The organism is Haemophilus sp. HMSC066A11, assembly GCF_001811665.1.
GTDB lineage: Bacteria > Pseudomonadota > Gammaproteobacteria > Enterobacterales > Pasteurellaceae > Haemophilus > Haemophilus influenzae.
This window is the reverse complement of sequence record NZ_KV805886.1, coordinates 1-23666: the sequence shown is the minus strand read 5'-3', so window position 1 is coordinate 23666 and position 23666 is coordinate 1. Positions and strand designations below refer to the sequence as shown.

The window sequence follows — 23666 nt, the reverse complement described above, 5'->3', positions numbered from 1 at the left end:
CTCATTATTTTTTATGTTGAAAGAAGAGTCGAGTGAAAATGTTTAAGCAAAGCACAAATAATGTTATTAGAGCTGCACCTGCCCAAGCTAGATTATTCCAATCTGTAAAAGGACTTGCTGCATATTGATAAATAACTACAGGTAAATTTGCGATAGGTTCATTCATATTCCAAGATAGAAATTGATTAGACAGAGCGGTAAATAATAGCGGTGCAGTTTCTCCTGAAATTCGGGCAACTGCTAATAGCACGCCAGTTAAAATCCCTGATTTAGCTGCTCGATAACAAATCATCATAATAACTTGCCATTGAGAGCAACCAAGAGCTGCCGCTGCTTCACGTAAATTATTTGGTACAAGTAATAACATATTGTCCGTGGTGCGTACCACGATAGGAATAAGCAATAAAGCTAATGCGAATGCTCCAGCCCACCCTGAAAAATGCTCGATTTTTGATACATATAAGCTGTAAACAAACAAACCAATAATAATAGAAGGGGCAGAAAGAAGAATATCATTAAGAAAACGGGTAATTTGTGCGAAACGGCTATAACGACCATATTCTGCCAAATACGTTCCTGCCAATACCCCTATAGGCGTGCCTATCAATGTACCCGCACCGACAATAAAAAACGAACCAATCAGTGCATTTAACAATCCCCCTTTTTCATTAGGGGCAGGGGTAGATTGTGTGAATAAATCAATTGATAAAGCTGGAATGCCTTTGGTAATTAGAGTGAATAATATCCAACACAACCAAAATAAGCCGATAATTACTGAAATATAGGAAAGCCCTAACATTAATTTATTGTGTGTTTTACGCCAATAAAAACGCAAGTTTTGATTAGTTTTCATCTTATTTCCCTTTTGTTTGTTGCATTTTTGTAATCATTAATCTTGATAAAATCAATACCATAGTTGTGATAACAAAGAGAAGTAATCCTAATTCCATCAATGCAGATTTTTGTAATCCACCTGCTTCATTAAATTCGTTAGCAATAGCAGATGCGATTGAGGTAGAAGGTGAAAATAAGGAATTAGGCAATTGAAACGAATTACCTATAATAAAAGTGATAGCCATTGTTTCGCCCAATGCTCTTCCCAATCCTAGCATCACACTCCCAACAAGCCCTATTCTAGTGTGTGGTACAATCACTTGTCGAACCACTTCCCAAGTGGTTGCACCTAATCCATAAGCACCTTCTTTTAACATTGGTGGTACTATACTAAAGACATCCCGCATTACGGATGCAATAAAAGGAATGATCATTATGGCAAGCACTAATCCTGCCGTAAATAAACCAACACCAAAAGGTACGCCAGAAAAAAATAATTCTAATCCAGGTAAACTACCCAAATTGTCAATTAGTACTGGCTGAATATGTTCTTGAAATAATGGAACGAAAACAAACAACCCCCACATTCCGTAAATAATAGAAGGAATTGCAGCTAGCATTTCAATTGCAATGCTTATAGGACGTTTTAGCCAATTGGGAGCTAGCTCCGTTAAAAAAATAGCAATACCAAATGAAATGGGTACTGCGATAAATAATGCGATACCCGCCGTAATAAGCGTACCTAAAATAGGAATAATTGCCCCATATTGTTCTTGTACAGGATCCCAATATGTTTCTAATAGAAAACTCCCACCAAAACGTTTAATACTTTCCCAGCTTCCTATGACTAAAGAAATTAAAATAGCAGCAAGTAAAATAAACACAAGCAAAGCAAACAATGCCGTAGTCTGTTTGAATAATGATTCAATCCATGTTTGATTAAAATATTTCCGACTTTTTGTGAGCATAAGTATTTTCCAAAATTATTTAAGATAACCGCACTTTATTAATGTTAAGTGCTAGGTTTTGTATAAAGTGCGGTATAAAATAAAGAGATTTTTATTGTTTTAGCTCTGTTTTCCATTGACTTTTAATGGTAGATACCACATCAGCTGGAATTGGCACATAATCTAATTCAGTTGCCGCATCTTGCCCTCTTGAGAATGCCCAATCAAAAAAGGCTAATACATTTTTAGTTGTTTCAGGATTGTCAGAATATTTATTTAATAAAATAAAACTCGCTGCCGTAATTGGCCAAGATTTTTCCCCCGTTTCATTGGTTAATATAACACCCATTCCCGCCTTTTCGTGCCATTTTGCGTGACTTGCAGCTGCCATGAAACTTTCATTAGAAGGCTGTACAAATTGCCCTGCTTGATTTTGTAATGAAATCCAAGCAAGCTGATTTTGTTTGGCATAGGCATACTCTACATAACCAATGGTGTATTTCATTTGGCGAACATAAGAAGCAATTCCCTCATTCCCCTTTCCACCTTGACCTGTTAACCACTTCACTGATTTACCTTCACCAACTTGATTTTTCCAATCGTTCGAAACTTTAGATAGATAATTAGTGAAGCCAAATGTTGTTCCAGAGCCGTCTGAACGATGAATCACAATAATGTTTTTATTTGGTAAAGGAAGCGTTGGATTTAATGCAACTAAGTCAGGATCGTTCCATTTTTTAATCTTACCAAGGAAGATTTCTGCTAACAGCTTACCTGATAACTTTAATTTACCAGGTTTAATTTCAGGCAAATTAACAACAGGCACTATACCACCGATAACCGCAGGGAATTGGACTAGTTGGTGTTGTTGTAATAATTCGGATTTCATCGGATCGTCAGAGGCACCAAAATCAACCGTTTTTGCAATAATTTGCTGTTGTCCGCCGCCCGAACCGATGGATTGATAATTAACTTTATTCCCAGTTTCTTTCTCATATAAAGATGCCCACTTCGCATAAATTGGATAAGGGAAAGACGCTCCAGCACCAGTGATGCTATTAGCTTGAGCAAAAGGTAACGTACCTAAGGTTAAAACGATAATAAGATTTTTTTTCATTTTATGCATAAACATAACAAATTCTCCTTGAGTGTTATTTAGATTGCGTAGCGAAGTGTAGAAAATAATTGTGACAGTTTGATGACAATATGAAAAATTTTAAATGGATAATCAAAAGAAAGTAGTTATAAGAAAAGTACAGGTAAATTTGTACCGTGTTTTTCTAGCAGAATGATATTACATTTGTCAATTAATTGATAACGATCTTTAGGTTTAATAAAAGTTGGTAAGTTTTCATGTTTACTCGATAATCTAAATTTTCATCCAAATCTAAGGAGGAAAATAAAGACATATCTAATACTAATTTAAAATTTGTTAGTTTTATTGTGACAACGTCATATTTAATTTATATAGAATTATGTAAATGATAATAATTGTTTTTTATTTTTCTTTTTAAAATTAATTAGTTATATCAAAATTTTTGATAAAAAAACTTGCAATTATCATTTGTGAATTTAAAATGATTGTCGCAAATTACGCTTTATTGCATTTTATCAATCAAAATGGAAAGGAATTAGTTATGCTTAATCAAATAATCATAAACAAGCTGAACGACCAAATTAACTTAGAGTTCTACTCTTCTAATGTTTATTTACAAATGAGTGCATGGTGTTCAAAACACGGTTATGAGGGGGCTGCTACCTTCTTACTTCGTCATGCTGATGAAGAATTAGAACATATGCAAAAACTGTTTAATTATGTAAGTGAAACTAGTGGTATGCCTATTTTAGGAAAAATTGATGCTCCTAAACATGATTATTCTTCATTAAGAGAAGTTTTTGAAATAACTTTAGAACATGAAAAATTAGTCACGTCAAAAATCAATGAATTAGTTGAAGTTACTTTTGAAAGCAAAGACTACTCTACTTTTAACTTCCTGCAGTGGTATGTAGCAGAACAGCATGAAGAAGAAAAATTATTTAGTGGAATTATTGATAGATTTAATCTTGTTGGCGAAGATGGTAAAGGATTATTCTTTATTGATCGTGAACTCGCAACTTTGGAATAGATAGATAGGAGAAAATAGTATGTTATCAGAAAATGTAGTAAAACTATTAAACGATCAAATGAATTTAGAGTTTTATTCTTCTAATTTATATTTACAAATGAGTGCTTGGTGCGATCAGCAAGGCTTTGAAGGCACTGCAAAATTTTTATCAGTTCATGCTGCTGAAGAAATGCAACATATGCGTAAATTATTTACTTATTTAAATGAAACTGGCTCACTTGCTGTAATTTCTGCAATTGAAGCACCTACACATGAATATAAATCATTAAAAGAAATAATTGAAACTACCTATGAGCATGAAAAATTAATTACCAGTAAAATCAATGAATTAGTAGGTAAAACCTTTGAAGAAAAAGACTACTCTGCATTTAATTTCTTACAATGGTATGTGGAAGAACAACATGAAGAAGAAAAATTATTTAGCAGTATTTTAGATAAATTAAATTTTCTTGGAGAAGATGGCAAAGGCTTGTTCCTAATCGATAAGGATTTAGGTAATCTCTCTACTAAAGCCTAATTATAGATTATCAAATCTGGCAGATCTTTTATTTAAAATAATGTGTCTGCCAGATTATTTTATTCTAAATTTTCCAAAATATTTTCTATTGCATATTTTGAGTTAATCAAGGTATTATAAAAATGAAAAGGATTTATACTGATGAACCAACCAACCAACCAACCAACCAACCAACCAAAATAATAAAACCGTTGCGGTAGTAACTTCAACAATAGGTCGTCCAGAATTATCTTTGGCTATTAAAAGCGTACAAAATCAAACTTATCCATGTAAGCATTATGTATTTGTTGATGGCAATATTTTCTGGGATAAAGCCAAATCTATATTGGAACAATTTCCTGATGTAATTCCTATTTATTTGCCAATGAATACAGGAAAAAATGGAATACTTAACGGAGCCATTAACGCAGCAGCGACTTTTCTTGTGGAAGAAGATATTATTTGTTACTTAGATGATGACAATCAGCTACGAGAAGATCACGTGGAAAGCTTAGTAAACGTGATTGAGCAAGGTGCTGATTTTGCTTATTCCTTGCGATCTTTTTACGATTCAAATCATCAATTTATTTGCAATGATGATTTTGACTCTCTCGGAAATTGGAATACAAAAAGCGATATTTTCGTAGATGTTAAAATAGAAGATATTCAGAAACAAATACATTTTACTTTTAATGAAGTTAATGGACATATTGATACTAATTGTTACGCCGTACCTCGTGAGATTGCACAAAAAACTTCATATAGTTGGAACACACCATTAATTGGTGATCGCAGCTTTTTATCTGCCTTAAAAAGTTTGGGGTTAATAGGTCAAACTTCAGGAAAATATACCGTTAAATACAGAGCTGATTTCAATAAACTAATTGCTGTTCGTCGTGTTTTTCCTCAATTATCCTTGTCAGATGAAGATAACAATAATCTTTCTGCACAAATATTAGAAGTGATAAATCAGCAAAATATAGAATATTATGGAGGTCGCCCTTGGGCAAAGGAATAAAAAATACAATTTTTAATCAAAAAGTATAAAAAATAAAAATCAGGCTTGACTTATTTTTTTTGCACTAGTTTAATAGTACAAAATTTTCCAAAAGGATAAATAAATATGAACATTCAAACTCAAGCCTTTATTGCGGTGACAGCTCAATCAATTCCCTATTATGCTGATACCACCGCTATTTTTAATACACTTTGCCAACCTAATTCAAATTCTCTTCTACTCGACTCTGCCGAAATCGGGAGTAAAAATAGTTTACAAAGTCTTATTTTAGTTAATGCTGCAGTTAAGATAACTTGTTTAGGTCACAACGTCACATTTAAAGCTTTAAATAAGAATGGAAAACAAGTTTTAAAAGAAATTCATCCAAAATTAACCGCACTTGGAAAAATAAGTGCGGTCAATTTTGAAGACGAATTTTCTGTACAATTTTCGCCACTTGATAATCAACTCGATGAAGATAGTAAATTACAGTCTGCAACTATTTTTGATGGACTGCGTGTTATTTCTAGTCTTTATCAACATAGCCAAACGCCTATTTTCTTAGGCGGATTATTTGCTTACGATCTCGTCGCAAATTTCATTCCAATGGATGGCATTACATTAAAAAATGATGGTATCAACTGCCCTGATTACAGTTTCTATCTTGCCGAACACCTCATTACTATCGACCATCAAAATCAACAAGCAACACTTAAAAGTTTCTGTTTTGCTCAAGAAGAACAAGTCAATATTGCGAAAACTTCCCTTTCTATCGCACAAAAACTAAAAAATATTGATCACGTTCTTTCTATTAAAGCGGCAAGTGATGAAGTTAAAACAAACTTTGACGATCCTGAATTTACTGGCATAGTGAAAGCCTTAAAACACCATATTAACATTGGTGATGTATTCCAAATTGTGCCTTCTCGTCGTTTTTCCCTTGCTTGCCCGAATACATTAGCCAGTTATGCCCAACTCAAACAAAATAATCCAAGCCCTTATATGTTCTATATGAATGATGAAGACTTTATTTTGTTTGGTGCATCGCCAGAAAGTGCGCTGAAATATGCACCAGAAAATCGTCAGTTAGAAATTTACCCAATCGCAGGTTCACGCCCTCGTGGTTTTGATGCTCACGGCAATATCGATCCTGAATTAGATGCACGTTTAGAACTAGAACTTCGCCTTGATCACAAAGAACAAGCGGAACATTTAATGTTGGTTGATTTAGCACGTAACGACATTGCTCGAGTTTGCCAAAGCGGTACGCGTAAAGTAGCTGAATTAATGCAGGTGGATCGCTATTCTCACATCATGCATTTGGTCTCTCGCGTAGTGGGTAAATTACGCCCTGAGTTAGATGCGCTTCACGCCTATCAAGCCTGTATGAATATGGGCACATTAACTGGTGCGCCAAAAATCAAAGCAATGCAGCTTATTTATCAATTTGAGCAGCAAAAACGCCATAGTTACGGTGGTGCGGTGGGTTATCTCACTTCCGATGGACATTTTGATACCTGTATCGTAATTCGTTCTGCTTTTGTACAAAATGGCATAGCTCATGTACAGGCAGGTTGCGGAGAAGTATTGGATTCTGATCCACAAATGGAAGCTGATGAAACACGCCACAAAGCTGCGGCTGTCTTAAAAGCAATTCGTCAAGTTAATACACAAGCAAAATAAGGAAGAATTATTATGGCTAATATTTTATTTTTAGATAACTTCGATTCCTTCACTTACAATCTTGTGGATCAATTTCGTGTATTAGGTCACAACGTCACAATTTATCGTAATGACTGTGATTTAGAAAAACTGGTAGAAACCGCACTCAATACACCTGATACCATTCTTGCACTTTCTCCAGGGCCAGGAACGCCATCAGAAGCTGGGATTTTACTGCCATTGATCGAACGCTTAAAAAATCAAGTGCCGATTATTGGAATTTGTTTAGGTCATCAAGCGTTGATTCAAGCCTTTGGTGGTAAGGTTGTTCACGCTGGCGAAGTGTTGCATGGTAAAGTTTCTCGTATATCCCATGATAACGAAGCGATGTTTAAAGATCTTGCAAATCCAATGCCTGTGGCGCGTTATCATTCTTTAATGGGACAAGATTTACCAAAAGAATTTATCGTCAATGCGGAATATAATGGCATTATCATGGCAATTCGTCATCGTGATTTACCCATTTGCGCATTCCAATTTCACCCTGAAAGTATTTTAACTGTGCAAGGTTCGCAATTATTACAACAATCAATTGAATGGTTGTTAAATAGATAAGACAGAAAAAAGTGCGGTGATTTTTAACCGCACTTTAAAGGAGAAAAAATGATCACTGTATTCGGACTTAAATCCAAACTCGCACCACGTCGTGAACAACTCGCGGAAGTAATTTATAACAGTCTTCATCTCGGATTAGACATTCCAAAAGGCAAGCACGCGATTCGCTTTTTGTGTTTAGAAAAAGAAGATTTTTACTACCCTTTTGATCGTAGCGATGATTACACCGTCATCGAAATTAACCTGATGGCTGGTCGTATGGAAGGCACAAAAAAACGCTTGATAAAAATGCTATTTAGCGAATTAGAGTACAAACTCGGTATTCGAGCTCACGATGTGGAAATTACGATTAAAGAACAACCGGCACATTGCTGGGGTTTCCGAGGAATGACAGGCGATGAGGCGCGCGATTTAGATTACGATATTTATGTTTAATAAAATATAGAAAATTAACAAATCCATATACAAAGAAAAACAGGAATAGACTATGCAACACAACCAATTATTAGAACAACTTTATAGCGGACATTCACTTTCAACCTCAGAAAGCACTGCTCTTTTTAATGCAGTCATCCAAGGTGAGCTTTCCAATGAACAAATTGCTGCAATGCTTATTGCTTTAAAAGTGCGGGGAGCAAATACTGAGGAAATTTCGGGTGCGGTTGCCGCCTCATTACAAAATGCCAAAGCATTTCCACGTCCAGATTATCCTTTTGCGGATATTGTAGGAACAGGAGGCGATGGTCAAAACACTATTAATATTTCCACTACCAGTGCGATTGTTGCGGCATCAATGGGAGCAAAAGTGGCAAAACATGGCAATCGTAGCGTGTCGAGTAAATCAGGTGCTAGCGATGTGCTTACCGCACTTGGCGTTAATGTGAACGTCACACCAGAGCAAGCTCGACAAGCATTAGATGAAATTGGTGTCTGTTTTTTATTTGCTCAACAATATCATTCTAGTTTCCGTCATGTTGCGCCAGTCCGTACCGCTTTAAAAACGCACACTATATTTAATATTTTAGGGCCGCTTATCAATCCTGCTCGCCCAACTTATCATTTACTTGGCGTATATGTGCCTGAATTAGTAAAAACCTATGCTGAAACCGCAGTTGCCTTAGAACATCAACATTCCTTTGTTGTACATGGTTCTGGCTTAGATGAAGTCGCATTGCACGGCGAAACACAAGTGGCAGAAATTAAAAATGGCAAAATTGAATATTTCACTTTAACGCCTGAAGATTTTGGCTTAAAAACGCAATCCCTCGAAAGTCTTCGCGGTGGTGAACCACAAGAAAATACCCAATATCTGACCGCACTTTTACAAGGTAAAGGAAAAGCTGAACACGCTAATGCGGTGGCTGCAAATACGGCATTATTATTGAAATTATTCGGGCATGATGACTTAAAACAAAATGTGCAAAATGTATTGGCACATCTTGTATCAGGCAACGCCTTTAAAACATTACAGAAATTAACCACATATTAATAAAAAGCTAATTTGATACACCACAATAAGAAGAAAAATGATGATCACTCAAGATTTTACCAAACCCATTGATTCCGCTACGGTGCTACAAAAAATCGTGCTTGATAAAGCGCAATGGGTTAAAGCAAAAGAAAAGGAATTTCCCCTTTCACAATTTAAACAAAACATTCAAAACTCTGACCGCTCTTTTTATGATGCGTTAGCAAAAGGTACGCATCAAAAGCCCGCTTACATTTTGGAATGTAAAAAAGCCTCTCCTTCTAAGGGATTAATTCGTGCTGAATTTAATTTGGAAGAAATCGCCAATGTCTATAAACATTATGCCTCTGCTGTATCTGTTCTGACAGATGAAAAATACTTCCAAGGCAATTTTGAGTTCTTGCCGTTAGTTCGCGGTATCGTAAGCCAACCTGTGCTTTGCAAAGATTTTATGATTAGCGAATATCAAGTTTACCTTGCTCGCTACTATCAAGCGGATGCGATTTTATTAATGCTTTCTGTGGTAAACGATGAGACTTATCGTGTGCTGGCAGAGCTTGCGCATTCTCTTGGCATGGGCGTATTGACAGAAACCAGTAATGAAGAAGAATTTGAACGTGCCCTTGCGCTTGGTGCGAAAATCATTGGTGTTAATAATCGTAACTTGCACGATTTAACTGTGGATTTAAATCGTGTTGTTGAACTCACTGAAAAATACGCCGACTGTATTCCTGCTGATATACGTATTATTAGCGAATCAGGCATTTACAATCACAAGCAAATTCGTCAATTACAAAAAGTGGCGCATGGTTTCTTAATTGGGAGCAGCTTAATGGGCAACCAAGATTTGAATAATGCGGTTCGCTCGGTAATTTTTGGAGAAAATAAAGTATGCGGTTTAACGCGCGCGCAAGATGTCAAAATCGTTTACGAAAACGGCGCACTCTACGGCGGATTAATCTTCGCAGAACATTCAAAACGCTGTGTGAGTTTACGCCAAGCGCAAGAATTAGTAACCGCTGCGCCACTTCGATTTGTTGGTGTTTTTCAGAATCAAGAAATTGACTTTATCGTCAAAATAGCCAACCAGTTACAGCTTTATGCGGTGCAATTACATGGTGCAGAAACTGAAGCATTTATTACCGCACTTCGCCAGCAACTACCAAAAAACACGCAAATTTGGAAAGCTATTTCGGTCAATACTGAAGCCCAAAGTGCGGTCGATTTTACCGATAATTTAAATGTAGAACGTTATATTTTTGATAGCCAAACATCGAACCAGCAAGGTGGCACGGGGAAAACTTTTGATTGGTCATTAATTCCTGAAAATCTTAAACACAAGATTATTTTAGCTGGCGGCATTTCACCAAATAATGTGGAACAAGCCATTCAACAAAATTGCTTAGGCTTGGATATTAATTCTGGGGTGGAAAGTTCTGCGGGCGTAAAAGATCAAGAAAAAGTGCGGTTAGTTTTTAATAATATTTATTAATTTTAATAACATAGAAATCACTAAATAACCAGAAATGTGCAACTATTGATCTAGATCCTAATAGTAAAATAAACCTATATTTCAGCTTAAATACCAATAGGAGTAAAAATATTATGTGTTTAGGCGTTCTGGTCAAATTGTCAAAATTGATGAAAATTCTCTTCAACTTGCCACAGTAGATGTATGTGGCGTACAACGTGAAGTAAATATTTCACTAATCTGCACGAGAAATCCAGCCGATTTACTTGGCAAATGGGTGCTTGTTCATGTGGGCTTTGCAATGAGTGTTATTGATGAAGATGAAGCTAAGAAAACCCAAGAGGCTCTGATCACAATGAGCCAACTCGAACATGAAGTTGGGGATTTTTTAGGACTAAATCAAAAATAAAAAGTAGGCATAATGCCTACTCTTTATGTTTTTACAACGCTTCAATCGCCTTATACTGCTCTTGGATTTTTTCTAATCCAGATTGGTATTCTGCTTGTTTTTCACGTTCTTTCGCAATCACCGCTTCAGGTGCTTTAGCCACGAAAGCTTCATTGCTAAGTTTGTTTTCGATACGTTTAACTTCGTTTTGATATTTTTCAATCTCTTTGGTTAAACGGGCAAGCTCAGCTTCTTTATTGATAAAGCCTGCCATTGGCACGAGCAATTCAGCATTGCCCACGAGTTTCGCTACGGCAAGTGGTGCGGTTTCGTTTGCGGCTAACACTTGAACGTTGTCTAATTTCGCCATGGCTTTTAAAAGAGCGGTCTGTTTTTCGAGAATTTTTGCATTTTCTGTGCTTAAATTACGGAATAACAGATCTAAACCTTTACTTGGTGCGATGTTGCTTTCTGCACGAATATTACGCACCGCAACGATCACTTCTTTTAACCACTCAATTTCAGCTTCTGCTTCTGGATCAAAGCCGTTTTCTTCCACTTGTGGGAAAGGTTGCAACATAATGCTGTCAGCCGTAATGCCGACAAATCCTTTCACTTTTTGCCAAATTTCTTCAGTAATAAATGGAATAAGCGGATGTGCTAAACGTAATAATTTTTCTAACACGTGAACCAAGGTTTGGCTTGCTGCACGGATTTGTGCTGCGTTGCCGTTGGCAAATACTGGTTTAGTCAATTCTAAATACCAGTCGCAGAATTGGTTCCAGGTAAATTCATAAATTGCATTAGCACAAAGGTCGAAACGATATTGGCTTAATGAGTTACGGAAAGTTTCTACTGTGCGATTGAATTCCGATTGAATCCAACGATCGGCTAATGAAAACTCGATCTCGCCTTCACTTAAATCTAATTTGTCATTCGTTAATACGAAACGGCTTGCATTCCATAATTTATTACAGAAGTTGCGGTAGCCTTCTAAACGTTTCATATCCCAGTTGATATCACGACCATTTGAAGCCAACGCAGCTAATGTAAAACGCAATGCGTCTGTACCGTGAGCAGCAATTCCGTCCGCAAATTCTTTGCGAGTTGCTTTGGCGATTTTCTCTGCTAATTGCGGCTGCATCATGTTGCCAGTGCGTTTTTCAAGTAAATCGTCAAGGCTGATACCGTCAATCATATCGATTGGATCAAGTACGTTACCTTTTGATTTCGACATTTTTTGACCTTGCTCATCACGGATTAATCCCGTTACGTACACGGTTTTGAATGGTACTTGTGGTTTGCCATTTTCATCTTTCACAAAGTGCATCGTAAACATAATCATACGCGCAACCCAGAAGAAGATGATATCAAAACCAGTGATTAACACATCCGTTGGGTGGAACATTTTGAGCTCTTTAGTTTGCTCTGGCCAACCTAAAGTGGAGAACGTCCACAAGCCTGAGGAGAACCACGTATCCAGCACGTCTTCATCTTGTTTAAGTTCAACCGCAAAATCTAAGTTGTATTTTGACCGCACTTCTGTTTCGTTACGCGCAACATAAACGTTGCCTTCCGTGTCATACCACGCTGGAATACGGTGTCCCCACCAAAGTTGGCGAGAAATACACCAATCTTGAATATCACGCATCCAAGAGAAATAAAGGTTTTCATATTGTTTTGGCACGAATTGGATTTCGCAGTCTTCCACCGCTTTAATTGCTACATCGGCAAGCGGTTTCACGCTAACATACCATTGGTCAGTTAGCATCGGCTCAATCGGCACGCCACCACGGTCGCCATAAGGCACTTTCAAATCGTGTGGTTTAATTTCGTCTAATAAACCTAGCGATTCAAAATCTGCCACGATTTTTTTACGTGCAGCAAAACGCTCTAAGCCTCGGTAATCCGCAGGAATAGTCGCCTCATAACCCGCAAGTGGTTTGCCGTCAGTACCGATAATTTCCGCTTCATCACGAATATCTGCATTTAAAGTTAATACATTAACCATTGGCAAGCCGTGACGTTTACCCACTTCGTAGTCATTGAAGTCATGAGCTGGGGTAATTTTCACTACACCAGTACCGAATTCACGATCCACATATTCATCGGCAATAATCGGAATTTCGCGATTAGCCAATGGCAGAACCACGGTTTTACCGATTAAAGATTGATAACGTTCATCTTCAGGATGCACCGCCACCGCTGTATCGCCCAACATAGTTTCTGGACGTGTAGTTGCCACCACTAAATAATCTTTACCATCTGCCGTTTTTGCACCATTTGCTAATGGATAACGGAAATGCCAAAGAGAACCTTTGCTCTCTTTATTTTCCACTTCTAAATCAGAAATCGCGGTGTGAAGTTTTGGATCCCAGTTTACTAAGCGTTTACCACGGTAAATCAAGCCCTCTTCGTGCAAACGAACAAATACTTCTTTTACTGCATTCGATAAACCATCGTCCATAGTGAAACGCTCACGTTCCCAGTCGATAGAGTTTCCTAAACGACGCATTTGTTGGCTGATTGTGCCGCCTGAATAAGCTTTCCAATCCCAAATTTTGTTGATGAACGCTTCACGTCCATAATCGTGGCGTGTTTTACCTTCTTCAGCCCCGATTTTACGCTCCACCACCATTTGGGTTGCGATACCGGCGTGGTCTGTCCCCGCTTGCCATAAGGTGTTATGCCCTTCCATACGGTTAAAACGGATTAAGGTATCCATTAAGGTTTGTTGGAAAGCATGTCCCATGTGTAGAGAACCTGTTACATTCGGTGGAGGAATCGCAATGCAATAGCTCGGCGCATTTTCATTTCCAGACGGTTTAAAATAACCGCTCTCTTCCCAATGTTGATAAAGGGCTTGTTCTACCGCAGACGGATTAAAACGATCTGCCATTTCGAATTTTTGTGTCATTGTTTTTCTCTTTTTGTAAAACTTATACTGTTATATATTTGTAATAACTATACAGGATATATATCAGCATTATTTTTCATTAAATTTTCTAATTCATTAATTTTATCTAAACAAGATATATCAGATGCAATATAAGTTTGATCATAATTAGATATATAAATAAAACTTTTTAATTCACTTGGAATATTTTCTAGCATATTTTCTATGATTTTCTTACTTGAAGAATCACTATCGTCCCAAATTACAACATCGCACTCTTGATTCCATCTTTCCTTGCTAGTTCTATCTGCAAATGCTCCAGCACTTAAATTACTACTACCAATTATTGAAATTAAAGGAAGATTTTGTTTTCTTGCTATAAAAATTTTTGCATGGGAATTTGGCTTAAATTTATAAAAATTAGTTGAACAACTTGAGTTCTGATAATAGTTTTTCAGATTACTACAGAACTGGTTAAATTGTTTATTCCATGTTCCTCTATATAAACCATATATATCTATGTTAACTGTTCGAGTAGAATTAAGTGCACTTATTATCTCTGAACTAGTACTAAATTTATTTTCCTGAAAAAATGCACTACATAAGACATATTTATCAAAATAACTATTGTTCAATGTAGATAAAATAATGTTTCTAAAAAAATTCGGTTGTGCATCCTTTCTTAAAAAAATAGCAAATTTATACATTATAATCTCATCGTTACTTATTTTAGTTTACTAACCTAATTTCAATCACCCAAAACTCACTTTCATTGGGATAAATTGTTTTAATCACTTCTCGCAATTCAGCCAAACCCATATTCTCCTGCTTCGCATGTTGCTCCGTCAGTTCATCAAGGGTAATCGGTGAAACACTTAACACTTCAATGGTGCAGAAATATTGATTATCTTCAAATCGACCAACACGCAAAATATCACCCGCTTTAAAATAGCTTTCGGATTTATCCCGAATGGTGATGGTTTTACGCCCCGCGAGAATATCCGCTTCAAAACGTTGGTAAAAAGTGATGTCGTTTGGTTGCATTTTGATCCTTAAAGAGCGGTTATATTTTAGAAAATTTTTTCAAATCCTAGATTTCTCAAATTATTCAATATTTTTTCACACCAACTTGGTAAAAATTCACTAAATTGAGTAATACAGTTATCTTTTAGTTGAAAAATCAATTCAGGCGCAATGCTAGAATTATCATAAATAAAAATTTCATCACAATATGGCAAAACAAGAAATAAATTATCTAAACTAATTTGGTAACGATTTCTTACAACATCTTCAGCAATAAAATGCCCGCCAGATTTTACTCTTGCCTTAACACGTGCAAGATTTATTTCAACGCTATTAACGCCAATATAATTTAAATGCACATAAAAGCCATTTTCTTTCGCCGTTTTCATTCTTTGAATAATTGAATTGCCCGAAAGCGTTGATTCCATAGAAAAATCAATATGTAGCTTAATAGCAAAACGAAATAGCCCTATCGCTTTTCTGCCTGCATCAATATCAGCAAGTCTTGGATTTTGAGGATTAATCTGCATTGCAATATGATCAGAATCAATCACAATTTGCACAGCATCTTGGTTAAAAGAACGTAAAGTACTTTTTCCCGAACCATTTTTCCACAATAAAAAATCGCTTTATTTTGCATAACCCACAATTTTTTCCGAACCATCCAGATAATGCTCGACTATCTTGCCATCAGTTTTTTGAAAGATAACCACCTCGTGATTCATTTTCTCTTTCATCCAAACTGAAAATAACGCTTTAAGTTGTTTCTGTTGTTGAATAATTTTCTCACGTTCAGTCATCAATTATCCTCTTTAATTAATTCAAAACCTACTGCTCAATACTCAAAATTGAAAGCGTTGATAAAAGGCAATATCGTTCATTTATTAACCCACGTTTTCAGTAGAAAGATTCCAACCTTGCAGACGTAATTGTTTATAACGTTCTCGAGCTTGTGTTTTTAACGCATCATCTTTCGGCACAAAATCAATAATTTGGGTAAAACTATGGCTAAAATCTGGGATTTCTTGTTGCAAATTGATTAACAAATCGCGGTGTTGTAAATTTCGTTTTCCAAGCCACGAAATCTCAATCGGTGTGGGATATTGTGTTGCCTCACCTGATAAATTATGCGGAACAAATTCATTGGGATCTCGTTGCCACAAAAGTTCATCAATTTCTAATGCTTGGCTCTCACTTTCGCAACTAATTAGTACTTTTTTCCCTGAACGCCATATTGAAGCAGCAAGATTACAGGCTATTTCTTCGACAGTTAAAGTACAATTTTCCGTAAGAATATAAAATTGTGCAGTTTTTGCCATTTTAGCCCCGTTATTTTCTCAATCTTGCCCCATATAAAACTGAGAATTTTAACGAAAAAACCTTAGAAGATAAATAATTAAATAGATATTATTAAAAATAATTCATTGTAATTGATTAGATAAACAGGGTGTTTGATGCGGATAGACATCAAATGCAAAGCGAGTATCTTCTTCGTCTAATGGAATACTGTTTAATAAATGGGCTGTTTGTCCAGCAAGTTTAGTTACGGTTTCCACACCTGTATAAGACGCTGGCAATAAAGAGGTAACAAACATTTGATTAAGATTAGTCCCTTGTAAAATAGGGGCAAGGGTTAAAGCAAGTTGGCTTATTTATGGATAAGGCAAACTAACAATGTTACGTTGTCTTAGTTCTAAAAGCTGTGATTCATTTACCGTTGGGACAACAACTGGCATATCCGAAAGCGCACTACAAACGCCTAACACATAAATGACAATTCTACTGATATCACAAATAAGGTTACTTTATTTTCTCTATGCTATAAAATAACCTGCATTATTTTGTTTTAACCAAAACCAAGAACGAAATAATTACACCAGCAATTATTGATTTACTGAAAAAACAAAAGATTGCTTTTACTTGTATACTTATAATCACGATCCGAATAATCAACATTAAAATTGAGGAGTAATAATGAACATTGTATTTACACTAGATTGTAATTTTGCTAGTCACTTAGACACCGTACTAAAATCCCTTTGCTACCATCATAATAACATCAATATTTATGTAATACACGATGGTATTCCTGCTGAAAGTTTAGAAAAATTAAAAATGCATTGTGCTAAATTTGATAACACACTGTACGATATTCAATTTAATATTAATCAATTCTCATTTCCAACTGTAATATCTCCTGCTCACATCCAAAGCACTGCTTCATTATTCCGTTTATATCTTCATCAAATTTTACCTCAGCATATTGAACGAGTTATTTATCTTGATATGGATCTTATTATTCATCAGGCTATAGACGAATTATGGGATATTAATTTAGAAGATAGCTTAATTGCGGGTGTGAGTGACTTTTTTTCTGAATATTTATGGGAACATCCATTTTATGAAAAACAGCAATATATTAATACGGGAGTGATGTTAATTAATCTAAATAAATGGCGAGAAAATAACATTGAGCAGTATTTTATTGAGTACGCTGCCAAATATGGTGAATTTTTTGTGTATGGAGATCAAGATGTTATTAATTTTAGCATACCTACGAATTTGATTAAATTATTACCTGTAAAATTTAATATTCAGGTTAAATTTATTGAATATTTATGGATGGAACATAAAGAGAAAATAAAATTTACTCCGCATATTATTCACTACATTGGTAGCAACAAACCTTGGTTAAAGGAACATTCAGCTAACTCTCCTCGTTTTTATAATGAAGAATACTTGTTTTATCATCATCTTTCTTGGGATAATCTTAGACAGACAGACAGACAGACAGACAGACAGAAAAATATAACCCAATTGCCTTGTATGTCAAAGTGCGGTTAATTTTGACCGCATTTTTTCTTTTGGAAGGAAAATTACATTGAGTTTATTTTATATTTAATCCATATCTTACCTAGCATTTTGTGATCTACATCATAAAACCAACATAAAATTATCGCTTGAACAAAACAAAATCGCTACTATATACCCTAAATTTTGTTATTCCACCTTTTCAAAACTAACGGAGTATTTTATGGCATTTCGTATTGAAAAAGACACAATGGGTGAAGTTCAAGTTCCAGCAGATAAATACTGGGCTGCACAAACTGAACGTTCACGCAATAACTTTAAAATTGGCCCAGCCGCATCAATGCCACATGAAATTATCGAAGCTTTTGGCTATTTGAAAAAAGCAGCCGCATTTGCTAATCATGATTTAGGTGTATTACCTCTTGAAAAACGTGATTTAATTGCTCTGGCTTGTGACGAAATTTTAGCAAATAAATTAGATGATCAATTCCCACTTGTTATTTGGCAAACTGGTTCTGGTACACAATCTAATATGAATGTGAACGAAGTAGTTGCCAATCGTGCACATGTGATAAACGGTGGAAAATTAGGTGAAAAATCTATTATTCACCCAAATGACGATGTGAACAAATCACAATCTTCAAATGATACTTTCCCAACGGCAATGCACATTGCGGCATATAAAAAAGTAGTTGAGCACACCATTCCTTGTGTTGAACGTTTACAAAAAACTTTTGCGGCAAAATCTGAAGCCTTCAAAAACGTGGTAAAAATTGGCCGCACTCACTTAATGGATGCAACGCCACTCACATTAGGTCAAGAATTTTCGGCTTATGCAGCTCAATTAGATTTCGGCTTAAAAGCATTAAAAAATACGCTGCCACATTTAAGCCAATTAGCATTGGGTGGAACTGCGGTTGGCACAGGTTTGAATACGCCGAAAGGCTATGATGTGAAAGTGGCAGATTACATTGCAAAATTCACCGCACTTCCGTTTGTCACAGCAGATAATAAATTTGAAGCATTAGCCGCTCATGATGCGATTGTTGAAACTCACGGTGCATTACGTCAATTAGCAATGAGTTTATTTAAAATTGCGAACGATATTCGTCTATTAGCATCAGGCCCTCGTTCGGGAATTGGCGAAATTTTAATTCCTGAAAATGAACCAGGTTCTTCAATTATGCCAGGTAAAGTAAACCCAACTCAATGCGAAGCGATGACAATGGTCTGTGCACAAGTATTTGGTAACGACACCACCATCGCATTTGTGGGTTCACAAGGTCACTTCCAATTAAATGTGTTCAACCCTGTGATGATTGCAAACTTCTTACAATCTGCTCAATTATTGGGCGATGCCTGTGTATCTTTCGATGAACACTGTGCAGTGGGTATTGAACCAAACTATCCACGCATTAAACAACAACTTGAAAATTCATTGATGCTGGTGACCGCACTTAATACGCATATCGGTTATGAAAATGCAGCTAAAATTGCAAAAACCGCACATAAAAATGGCACCACATTACGTGAAGAAGCGATTAATTTAGGTTTAGTGTCTGCCGAAGATTTTGATAAATGGGTTCGCCCAGAAGATATGGTGGGTAGCTTAAAATAATTCATCGCACAAATTAACATTACAACGATCAAAGGCGAGTAAAATTACTCGCCTTTTTACTGATTTCTAATTTGCTTTTTGATGCGGTTTGTTATAATCAACACAATTTTATTCACGGCAATTTATTATGAAAATGAAATCCCTTTTTGTGGCAATGATAACGTTTTTTTCTGCCACACCTTTTGCCCATTGGCAACCCATCGGAAATGCCGAATATACTTGGGGGCCGTTCCATGTTTATACCATTGGTTTGTTTTCTGAAACGGGCACTTATCAAGAAAATGAACGTCCATTAATGCTCTCTTTCAAATATGAAAAACCCATTGAAGGAAAAAATTTTGCGATTACGCTCATTAAAGAAATCGAAACCTTAAAACTTAATGATGGCGATACTCAAAGCTGGCTTAAAGAAATGCAATCCACATTTCCTGATTTTTCCCCAAACGATATTTTGAACTATATTGCCTTACCAGATAGAGGCTACTTCGTCTTAAATGATACAGTTTTAGAACACGATTTTGATGCTAAATTTAATCAGGCATTTATCGGCATCTGGCTTGCACCGAATAGTACTTTTGTAAAACTTCAGCCACAATTATTAGGCAAAACGAAAAGCAATCATGAAGCGGCTGAATTTTATCTCAAACCTGAAATTGAATCCTTTGATGAACAAGATTCTACACCTGAATTACCGCCAAATTATTTATTAGATAGTCAGAAAAAATCTCAAGGATAAATTCAGTTTTTTATATTTTGTGCCATAAAAAATACCTGTTTCCCAATAAATTATTATCAAGGAAACCGGTATTTATTATTTGAACATTCTCTATCTGACTAAAATTTTTCCCAAACTGGGATAACGCTATCAACTAAATCTAAATTTTTTCCTAACTCAATCCAGCCACAAGGGAAATGAAAATCGGAGCCAACGGATCCCAGCAGATTAAATTCTTTTGCCCAACGAGCAAGCATTTGACGCTGATCTTTTGTTTGACCACAATCCGCCATTTCCATTCCATCACCGCCCCAAGCCTTAAAATCGACTATCAGCTTACGCACCCATTTCCCCGTCATGTTATAACGTAATGGATGCGCAATAACGGCTACACCGCCTGCGGCATGGATTGTCTCAATCGCTGTGGGAATATCAGCCCATTCAGCTTTAACAAATGCCGATTTTCCTTGCCCTAAATAGCGTTTAAAAGCCTGACCATCATTAGATACCTTACCAATCTGCACCAAATAACGTGCGTAATGAGCACGCGTAACTTCACCATCAGCTAAGGCTTTTGCCCCGTCATAAGCATTAGGAATCCCTGCTTTTTCTAATTTATCGCCAATTTCCACCGCTCTTTTTTCCCGTAATGCTTTTTGACTTTGCAAAAGTGCGGTCATTTTGGGATGAGTTTTATCGAAGTTTAATCCTACAATATGGATCCCTCGCCCTTCCCAATTTGTGGAGATTTCTACTCCAGTAATTAATTCAATGCCTACTTCTTTCGCTGCAATCTCAGCCTCATCAATACCTGCAATCGTATCATGATCGCATAATGCCAACACATTCACGCCTTGCGCATAAGCACGATACACTAATTCCGTTGGACTCAACACTCCATCTGATGCGGTGCTGTGGCAATGTAAATCGTATTTTTTTGTCATTATTTAATATTTTTTACTAATTCTTTTACTAATTTTGGACCGTGATAAATCAATCCTGAATAAACTTGTAACAACTCGGCACCAGCCTCAATTTTCTCTTGTGCATTTTGCAAACCATCAATGCCACCGCTACCAATAATGGGAATCTGACCTTTCAGTTCTTGATGTAATCGCTTAATAATCTCCGTGCTTTTATGCTGCAACGGCTTTCCACTTAATCCGCCTTGCTGTTCGGCATTTTTCATCCCCGTAACCGTATCACGAGAAATTGTAGTATTCGTTGCAATAACGCCATCCATTTTATGACGAACCAATGTATCCGCAATTTGCACTAATTCACTTTCCGTTAAATCTGGTGCAATTTTTACCGCAATCGGCACATATTTATTGTATTGGTTTGCCAAAATAGCCTGACGATCCTTAATGCTTCGCAATAAATCATCGAAATAATCACCATATTGTAATTGACGCAAATCTGGTGTATTGGGAGATGAAATATTCACCGTAATATAACCTGCGTAGTTATAGGCTTTGTTTAAACAGAAAATATAATCATCTTTGCCTTGTTCCAAAAATGTAAATTTATTCTTACCAATATTGATGCCTATCACACCTTTATAACGGGCGTTTTTCACATTTTCTATAAGATAGTCAATACCATTATTATTAAAACCATTACGGTTAATAATGCCTTCAGCTTCAATCAAACGAAACTGACGTGGCTTTGCATTCCCATCTTGTGCAACGGGCGTGACTGTTCCTACCTCGAGAAAACCGAAACCCAATGTACCAAAGCCGTCAATCGCATCGCCATTTTTGTCTGCCCCTGCCGCCAATCCAATGGGATTAGGAAAATTTACACCCATTACCGTTTTCGGAAAGCCTTTGGGAGCATGAATAAGAGATTTTAAGATCGGTTGAAATAAAGGATTACTGGCTAATTTCAAGCATTGAATCGTGAAATCATGAGCCTTTTCAGCATCCATTTGGAAAATGCCGTGACGGAATAATTGATACATACTCGTTTATCTCTCAGGATAGTTTACTGTAAGAAAAGTACGGTCAATTTTCACCGCACTTTAAAGGTAAGGTTGCTCGTATTCTACGAGGAACAAAAACCGCTATGCTATCGGGTGCGGACTTCCGCTTTGGACTAAGGTTTTGACACTTTGAATAAAATAGTAGAGGAAAATTTGGAGAATGTAAAGAAGAATAATGTAATAAATACGATAAAAACTTGCGTTAATTTGTAATTAATACTACAATAACAACATCTAAGGCAAGGTGCTTTAGATACAGCAAACCCCACGCTGTCTAGAGTGGGGCTTACTTAAGGGATTAGATAATGAAACCCTATCAAATCATTATCTTAATCATCGTTTTAATGCTAACTTGCTGTAGTGGTACAGTAATTAGCTAGATGAACAAAGGGGGAAGGTCAGATGTCCCCCGATGTCCCTCACTATAATCAAACAAAAAACAAAATGCAAGGACTTTTCTATGGCAATGACTCGCGCAGAAATTAACGCCAAAAGCGATAAAAAACGTGGTGTACGCCTACAATCTTACAAACTACACGAAGATATTATCAAATTGCTTGCTGAACTTTCCGAGAAAACAGGCAAATCTAAAACGGCGATTGTAACGGAAGGGATTTTAGCGATGGAGAAAAACTATAAATAAAGAACTACCCTTGAAATAGGAGATTGTCAAGGGTAGTCAGAGATTACATTTCTTTATCTGAATGCGCATGCAATTCGCGGTGCGCCGCATTTGCTAAGAAATGGCTACGATCTTTATAGTAGTTACCCATTGCTGCAACACGGCGATCAATGCGCGTTAATAAATATTCAGGTAAAGATACATTAATACGCTGTTTCTTACCTAAGTATTCTGAAATATCGACATCAACTAAAAGCCAAGTATCAAAATCAGCATATTCAGGATCGGCTTTATAGTGTGTTACGCCTTTATCCTTTAGCGTGGTAAGATCAAAACCATCTTCAACCATCGCTTCAAGCATCATTGTAATGGCTTCTGTTACCATTGGTAATAAATCATCGACATCATCAGCACCGCTAAAACAACCATAATCTAATTGGCAAAGTGCAGGGACAATCATTCCGTATGCTTGGTTTTCATTTTCTGGGGTCTCAACACCTACGGTAAAAATCATTTAATACTCCTCCTACTAAGCTCGGCAGAGCTTAAAGCCCTGCCGATTTTTTAATGGATTTTAAAGTTCCGATTGCTAAATCTTGTTTTGGGTGCGGAACTGGAAATCGTTTTCCAGTTTTCGGCGAGAACCAAATTTGATGATCACCTTTTCCATGCCTAACAAAATAACAACCATTTGCTTTAAGTTCCTTGATTAAGTCACCTGAGTGCATGCATCCTCCTTTGTCTTAATCAAAATGAATTATAATACACAAATACACACAAATCAAGAATGGATGTAAGAAAAATGCGGTCAAAATAGACCGCACTTCCCTACCCTAAAAACATGAACTTAATCTTCGCCCCAGTAAATGCACCTTTTAGGAATCTTACGCCCTTAGCACGCTCAATTCAATGCCTTTGCTTGTTATACGCGTCTGAGTGTAATTGTGACCGTGTTCAGCGGTGCCTGTTTTAACCGTAAAAAGATCTTTGGTG

25 protein-coding genes and 2 pseudogenes are annotated in these 23666 nt (G+C 36.4%); 13 read left to right on the top strand and 14 right to left on the bottom strand.

Features of this window, described 5'->3' with window-relative positions:
* Window positions 1–4: 4 nt before the first annotated feature.
* The 3 genes from pstA to pstS form a co-directional block, all read right to left on the bottom strand.
* Window positions 5–853: a phosphate ABC transporter permease PstA gene (gene pstA / locus HMPREF2813_RS07980; protein WP_005650601.1), complete on the bottom strand. Its 849-nt coding sequence runs from the start codon at window positions 851–853 to the stop codon at window positions 5–7.
* Window position 854: 1 nt separating this feature from the next.
* Window positions 855–1802 carry a phosphate ABC transporter permease subunit PstC gene (pstC, locus tag HMPREF2813_RS07975; RefSeq protein WP_005666943.1) on the bottom strand — a complete coding sequence of 316 codons (948 nt, stop codon included), beginning with the start codon at window positions 1800–1802 and terminating at the stop codon, window positions 855–857.
* A gap of 91 nt (window positions 1803–1893) precedes the next feature.
* Window positions 1894–2898, bottom strand: a complete 1005-nt coding sequence (gene pstS, locus HMPREF2813_RS07970) for a phosphate ABC transporter substrate-binding protein PstS (protein ID WP_014550746.1) — start codon at window positions 2896–2898, stop codon at window positions 1894–1896.
* A 520-nt stretch (window positions 2899–3418) separates the two neighbouring features.
* Here pstS and ftnA (HMPREF2813_RS07965) point away from each other — a divergent pair.
* The 9 genes and pseudogenes from ftnA (HMPREF2813_RS07965) (at window position 3419) to hybG (ending at window position 11025) form a co-directional block, all read left to right on the top strand.
* A complete protein-coding gene (ftnA, locus tag HMPREF2813_RS07965; RefSeq protein WP_005650594.1) occupies window positions 3419–3907 on the top strand; it encodes a non-heme ferritin in 489 nt (162 codons plus the stop codon).
* 19 nt (window positions 3908–3926) lie between these two features.
* Window positions 3927–4424, top strand: a complete 498-nt coding sequence (ftnA, locus tag HMPREF2813_RS07960) for a non-heme ferritin (RefSeq protein ID WP_070647041.1) — start codon at window positions 3927–3929, stop codon at window positions 4422–4424.
* A 232-nt stretch (window positions 4425–4656) separates the two neighbouring features.
* Window positions 4657–5421 (top strand): glycosyltransferase family 2 protein, encoded by a 765-nt coding sequence (locus tag HMPREF2813_RS07955; protein ID WP_041174663.1) that lies wholly within the window; start codon window positions 4657–4659, stop codon window positions 5419–5421.
* Window positions 5422–5526: 105 nt separating this feature from the next.
* Complete coding sequence (trpE, locus tag HMPREF2813_RS07950) at window positions 5527–7083, top strand: anthranilate synthase component I (RefSeq protein ID WP_014550748.1); 1557 nt, start codon at window positions 5527–5529, stop codon at window positions 7081–7083.
* Window positions 7084–7095: 12 nt separating this feature from the next.
* Window positions 7096–7677, top strand: coding sequence for an aminodeoxychorismate/anthranilate synthase component II (locus HMPREF2813_RS07945; protein ID WP_005688458.1), 582 nt, complete (start codon window positions 7096–7098; stop codon window positions 7675–7677).
* Between the two features lie 48 nt (window positions 7678–7725).
* Window positions 7726–8112, top strand: a complete 387-nt coding sequence (locus HMPREF2813_RS07940) for a tautomerase family protein (RefSeq protein WP_005662273.1) — start codon at window positions 7726–7728, stop codon at window positions 8110–8112.
* 52 nt (window positions 8113–8164) lie between these two features.
* On the top strand, window positions 8165–9166 hold the full coding sequence (trpD, locus tag HMPREF2813_RS07935) for an anthranilate phosphoribosyltransferase (protein WP_014550749.1): 1002 nt from the start codon (window positions 8165–8167) through the stop codon (window positions 9164–9166).
* A 40-nt stretch (window positions 9167–9206) separates the two neighbouring features.
* Window positions 9207–10637, top strand: coding sequence for a bifunctional indole-3-glycerol-phosphate synthase TrpC/phosphoribosylanthranilate isomerase TrpF (trpCF, locus tag HMPREF2813_RS07930; protein ID WP_011961934.1), 1431 nt, complete (start codon window positions 9207–9209; stop codon window positions 10635–10637).
* Window positions 10638–10750: 113 nt separating this feature from the next.
* Window positions 10751–11025, top strand: a pseudogene (hybG, locus tag HMPREF2813_RS07925) (hydrogenase maturation factor HybG).
* A 31-nt stretch (window positions 11026–11056) separates the two neighbouring features.
* Here the strand turns inward: hybG and valS are convergent.
* The 7 genes and pseudogenes from valS to HMPREF2813_RS10030 all read right to left on the bottom strand — a co-directional run.
* Window positions 11057–13921 (bottom strand): valine--tRNA ligase, encoded by a 2865-nt coding sequence (gene valS / locus HMPREF2813_RS07920; protein WP_014550751.1) that lies wholly within the window; start codon window positions 13919–13921, stop codon window positions 11057–11059.
* 47 nt (window positions 13922–13968) lie between these two features.
* A complete protein-coding gene (locus HMPREF2813_RS07915; RefSeq protein WP_005621317.1) occupies window positions 13969–14607 on the bottom strand; it encodes a phospholipase D-like domain-containing protein in 639 nt (212 codons plus the stop codon).
* 22 nt (window positions 14608–14629) lie between these two features.
* On the bottom strand, window positions 14630–14944 hold the full coding sequence (gene yqfB / locus HMPREF2813_RS07910) for a N(4)-acetylcytidine aminohydrolase (RefSeq protein WP_011961936.1): 315 nt from the start codon (window positions 14942–14944) through the stop codon (window positions 14630–14632).
* 26 nt (window positions 14945–14970) lie between these two features.
* Complete coding sequence (locus tag HMPREF2813_RS09920) at window positions 14971–15540, bottom strand: ATPase (RefSeq protein WP_261673696.1); 570 nt, start codon at window positions 15538–15540, stop codon at window positions 14971–14973.
* Between the two features lie 12 nt (window positions 15541–15552).
* The gene (locus HMPREF2813_RS09915) at window positions 15553–15723 is read right to left on the bottom strand and encodes a hypothetical protein (RefSeq protein ID WP_005656709.1); all 171 of its coding nucleotides are present in this window, start codon (window positions 15721–15723) and stop codon (window positions 15553–15555) included.
* 84 nt (window positions 15724–15807) lie between these two features.
* Window positions 15808–16242, bottom strand: a complete 435-nt coding sequence (locus HMPREF2813_RS07900) for a DNA polymerase III subunit chi (protein ID WP_005656707.1) — start codon at window positions 16240–16242, stop codon at window positions 15808–15810.
* Window positions 16243–16347: 105 nt separating this feature from the next.
* A pseudogene (locus HMPREF2813_RS10030) lies at window positions 16348–16701 on the bottom strand (oxidoreductase); the annotation flags it as partial.
* A gap of 196 nt (window positions 16702–16897) precedes the next feature.
* Between HMPREF2813_RS10030 and HMPREF2813_RS07890 the strand changes: the two are divergent.
* The 3 genes from HMPREF2813_RS07890 to HMPREF2813_RS07880 all read left to right on the top strand — a co-directional run bounded on the left by HMPREF2813_RS07890 (window position 16898) and on the right by HMPREF2813_RS07880 (window position 20088).
* The gene (locus HMPREF2813_RS07890) at window positions 16898–17767 is read left to right on the top strand and encodes a glycosyltransferase family 8 protein (protein WP_105887562.1); all 870 of its coding nucleotides are present in this window, start codon (window positions 16898–16900) and stop codon (window positions 17765–17767) included.
* Between the two features lie 190 nt (window positions 17768–17957).
* On the top strand, window positions 17958–19352 hold the full coding sequence (fumC, locus tag HMPREF2813_RS07885; RefSeq protein WP_005653919.1) for a class II fumarate hydratase: 1395 nt from the start codon (window positions 17958–17960) through the stop codon (window positions 19350–19352).
* 127 nt (window positions 19353–19479) lie between these two features.
* Window positions 19480–20088: a chalcone isomerase family protein gene (locus HMPREF2813_RS07880; RefSeq protein WP_044330124.1), complete on the top strand. Its 609-nt coding sequence runs from the start codon at window positions 19480–19482 to the stop codon at window positions 20086–20088.
* Window positions 20089–20186: 98 nt separating this feature from the next.
* Here the strand turns inward: HMPREF2813_RS07880 and rnm are convergent, their stop codons facing one another.
* Window positions 20187–21011, bottom strand: a complete 825-nt coding sequence (gene rnm / locus HMPREF2813_RS07875) for an RNase RNM (RefSeq protein WP_044330120.1) — start codon at window positions 21009–21011, stop codon at window positions 20187–20189.
* A complete protein-coding gene (gene pyrD, locus HMPREF2813_RS07870) occupies window positions 21011–22030 on the bottom strand; it encodes a quinone-dependent dihydroorotate dehydrogenase (protein WP_070647039.1) in 1020 nt (339 codons plus the stop codon). The genes rnm and pyrD overlap by 1 nt, the downstream gene beginning before the upstream one ends.
* Window positions 22031–22511: 481 nt before the next feature.
* On the opposite strand from pyrD, the gene HMPREF2813_RS07865 reads away from it, so the two are divergent.
* Window positions 22512–22694: a hypothetical protein gene (locus HMPREF2813_RS07865; RefSeq protein ID WP_005687174.1), complete on the top strand. Its 183-nt coding sequence runs from the start codon at window positions 22512–22514 to the stop codon at window positions 22692–22694.
* A 43-nt stretch (window positions 22695–22737) separates the two neighbouring features.
* On the opposite strand, the gene HMPREF2813_RS07860 is transcribed toward HMPREF2813_RS07865, so the two are convergent.
* A complete protein-coding gene (locus tag HMPREF2813_RS07860; RefSeq protein WP_005653910.1) occupies window positions 22738–23187 on the bottom strand; it encodes a type II toxin-antitoxin system HicB family antitoxin in 450 nt (149 codons plus the stop codon).
* Window positions 23188–23218: 31 nt separating this feature from the next.
* Window positions 23219–23401, bottom strand: coding sequence for a type II toxin-antitoxin system HicA family toxin (locus tag HMPREF2813_RS07855; RefSeq protein ID WP_005653907.1), 183 nt, complete (start codon window positions 23399–23401; stop codon window positions 23219–23221).
* Between the last annotated feature and the right edge of the window lie 265 nt (window positions 23402–23666).

What these genes read in the sequence shown, in the direction of transcription:
- pstA (WP_005650601.1), bottom strand. Translation starts at nt 853, where the DNA reads ATGAAAACTAATCAAAACTTGCGTTTTTATTGGCGTAAAACACACAAT.
- pstC (WP_005666943.1), bottom strand. Translation starts at nt 1,802, where the DNA reads ATGCTCACAAAAAGTCGGAAATATTTTAATCAAACATGGATTGAATCA.
- pstS (WP_014550746.1), bottom strand. Translation starts at nt 2,898, where the DNA reads ATGAAAAAAAATCTTATTATCGTTTTAACCTTAGGTACGTTACCTTTT.
- ftnA (WP_005650594.1), top strand. Translation starts at nt 3,419, where the DNA reads ATGCTTAATCAAATAATCATAAACAAGCTGAACGACCAAATTAACTTA.
- ftnA (WP_070647041.1), top strand. Translation starts at nt 3,927, where the DNA reads ATGTTATCAGAAAATGTAGTAAAACTATTAAACGATCAAATGAATTTA.
- trpE (WP_014550748.1), top strand. Translation starts at nt 5,527, where the DNA reads ATGAACATTCAAACTCAAGCCTTTATTGCGGTGACAGCTCAATCAATT.
- HMPREF2813_RS07945 (WP_005688458.1), top strand. Translation starts at nt 7,096, where the DNA reads ATGGCTAATATTTTATTTTTAGATAACTTCGATTCCTTCACTTACAAT.
- HMPREF2813_RS07940 (WP_005662273.1), top strand. Translation starts at nt 7,726, where the DNA reads ATGATCACTGTATTCGGACTTAAATCCAAACTCGCACCACGTCGTGAA.
- trpD (WP_014550749.1), top strand. Translation starts at nt 8,165, where the DNA reads ATGCAACACAACCAATTATTAGAACAACTTTATAGCGGACATTCACTT.
- trpCF (WP_011961934.1), top strand. Translation starts at nt 9,207, where the DNA reads ATGATCACTCAAGATTTTACCAAACCCATTGATTCCGCTACGGTGCTA.
- valS (WP_014550751.1), bottom strand. Translation starts at nt 13,921, where the DNA reads ATGACACAAAAATTCGAAATGGCAGATCGTTTTAATCCGTCTGCGGTA.
- HMPREF2813_RS07915 (WP_005621317.1), bottom strand. Translation starts at nt 14,607, where the DNA reads ATGTATAAATTTGCTATTTTTTTAAGAAAGGATGCACAACCGAATTTT.
- yqfB (WP_011961936.1), bottom strand. Translation starts at nt 14,944, where the DNA reads ATGCAACCAAACGACATCACTTTTTACCAACGTTTTGAAGCGGATATT.
- HMPREF2813_RS09915 (WP_005656709.1), bottom strand. Translation starts at nt 15,723, where the DNA reads ATGACTGAACGTGAGAAAATTATTCAACAACAGAAACAACTTAAAGCG.
- HMPREF2813_RS07900 (WP_005656707.1), bottom strand. Translation starts at nt 16,242, where the DNA reads ATGGCAAAAACTGCACAATTTTATATTCTTACGGAAAATTGTACTTTA.
- HMPREF2813_RS07890 (WP_105887562.1), top strand. Translation starts at nt 16,898, where the DNA reads ATGAACATTGTATTTACACTAGATTGTAATTTTGCTAGTCACTTAGAC.
- fumC (WP_005653919.1), top strand. Translation starts at nt 17,958, where the DNA reads ATGGCATTTCGTATTGAAAAAGACACAATGGGTGAAGTTCAAGTTCCA.
- HMPREF2813_RS07880 (WP_044330124.1), top strand. Translation starts at nt 19,480, where the DNA reads ATGAAAATGAAATCCCTTTTTGTGGCAATGATAACGTTTTTTTCTGCC.
- rnm (WP_044330120.1), bottom strand. Translation starts at nt 21,011, where the DNA reads ATGACAAAAAAATACGATTTACATTGCCACAGCACCGCATCAGATGGA.
- pyrD (WP_070647039.1), bottom strand. Translation starts at nt 22,030, where the DNA reads ATGTATCAATTATTCCGTCACGGCATTTTCCAAATGGATGCTGAAAAG.
- HMPREF2813_RS07865 (WP_005687174.1), top strand. Translation starts at nt 22,512, where the DNA reads ATGGCAATGACTCGCGCAGAAATTAACGCCAAAAGCGATAAAAAACGT.
- HMPREF2813_RS07860 (WP_005653910.1), bottom strand. Translation starts at nt 23,187, where the DNA reads ATGATTTTTACCGTAGGTGTTGAGACCCCAGAAAATGAAAACCAAGCA.
- HMPREF2813_RS07855 (WP_005653907.1), bottom strand. Translation starts at nt 23,401, where the DNA reads ATGCACTCAGGTGACTTAATCAAGGAACTTAAAGCAAATGGTTGTTAT.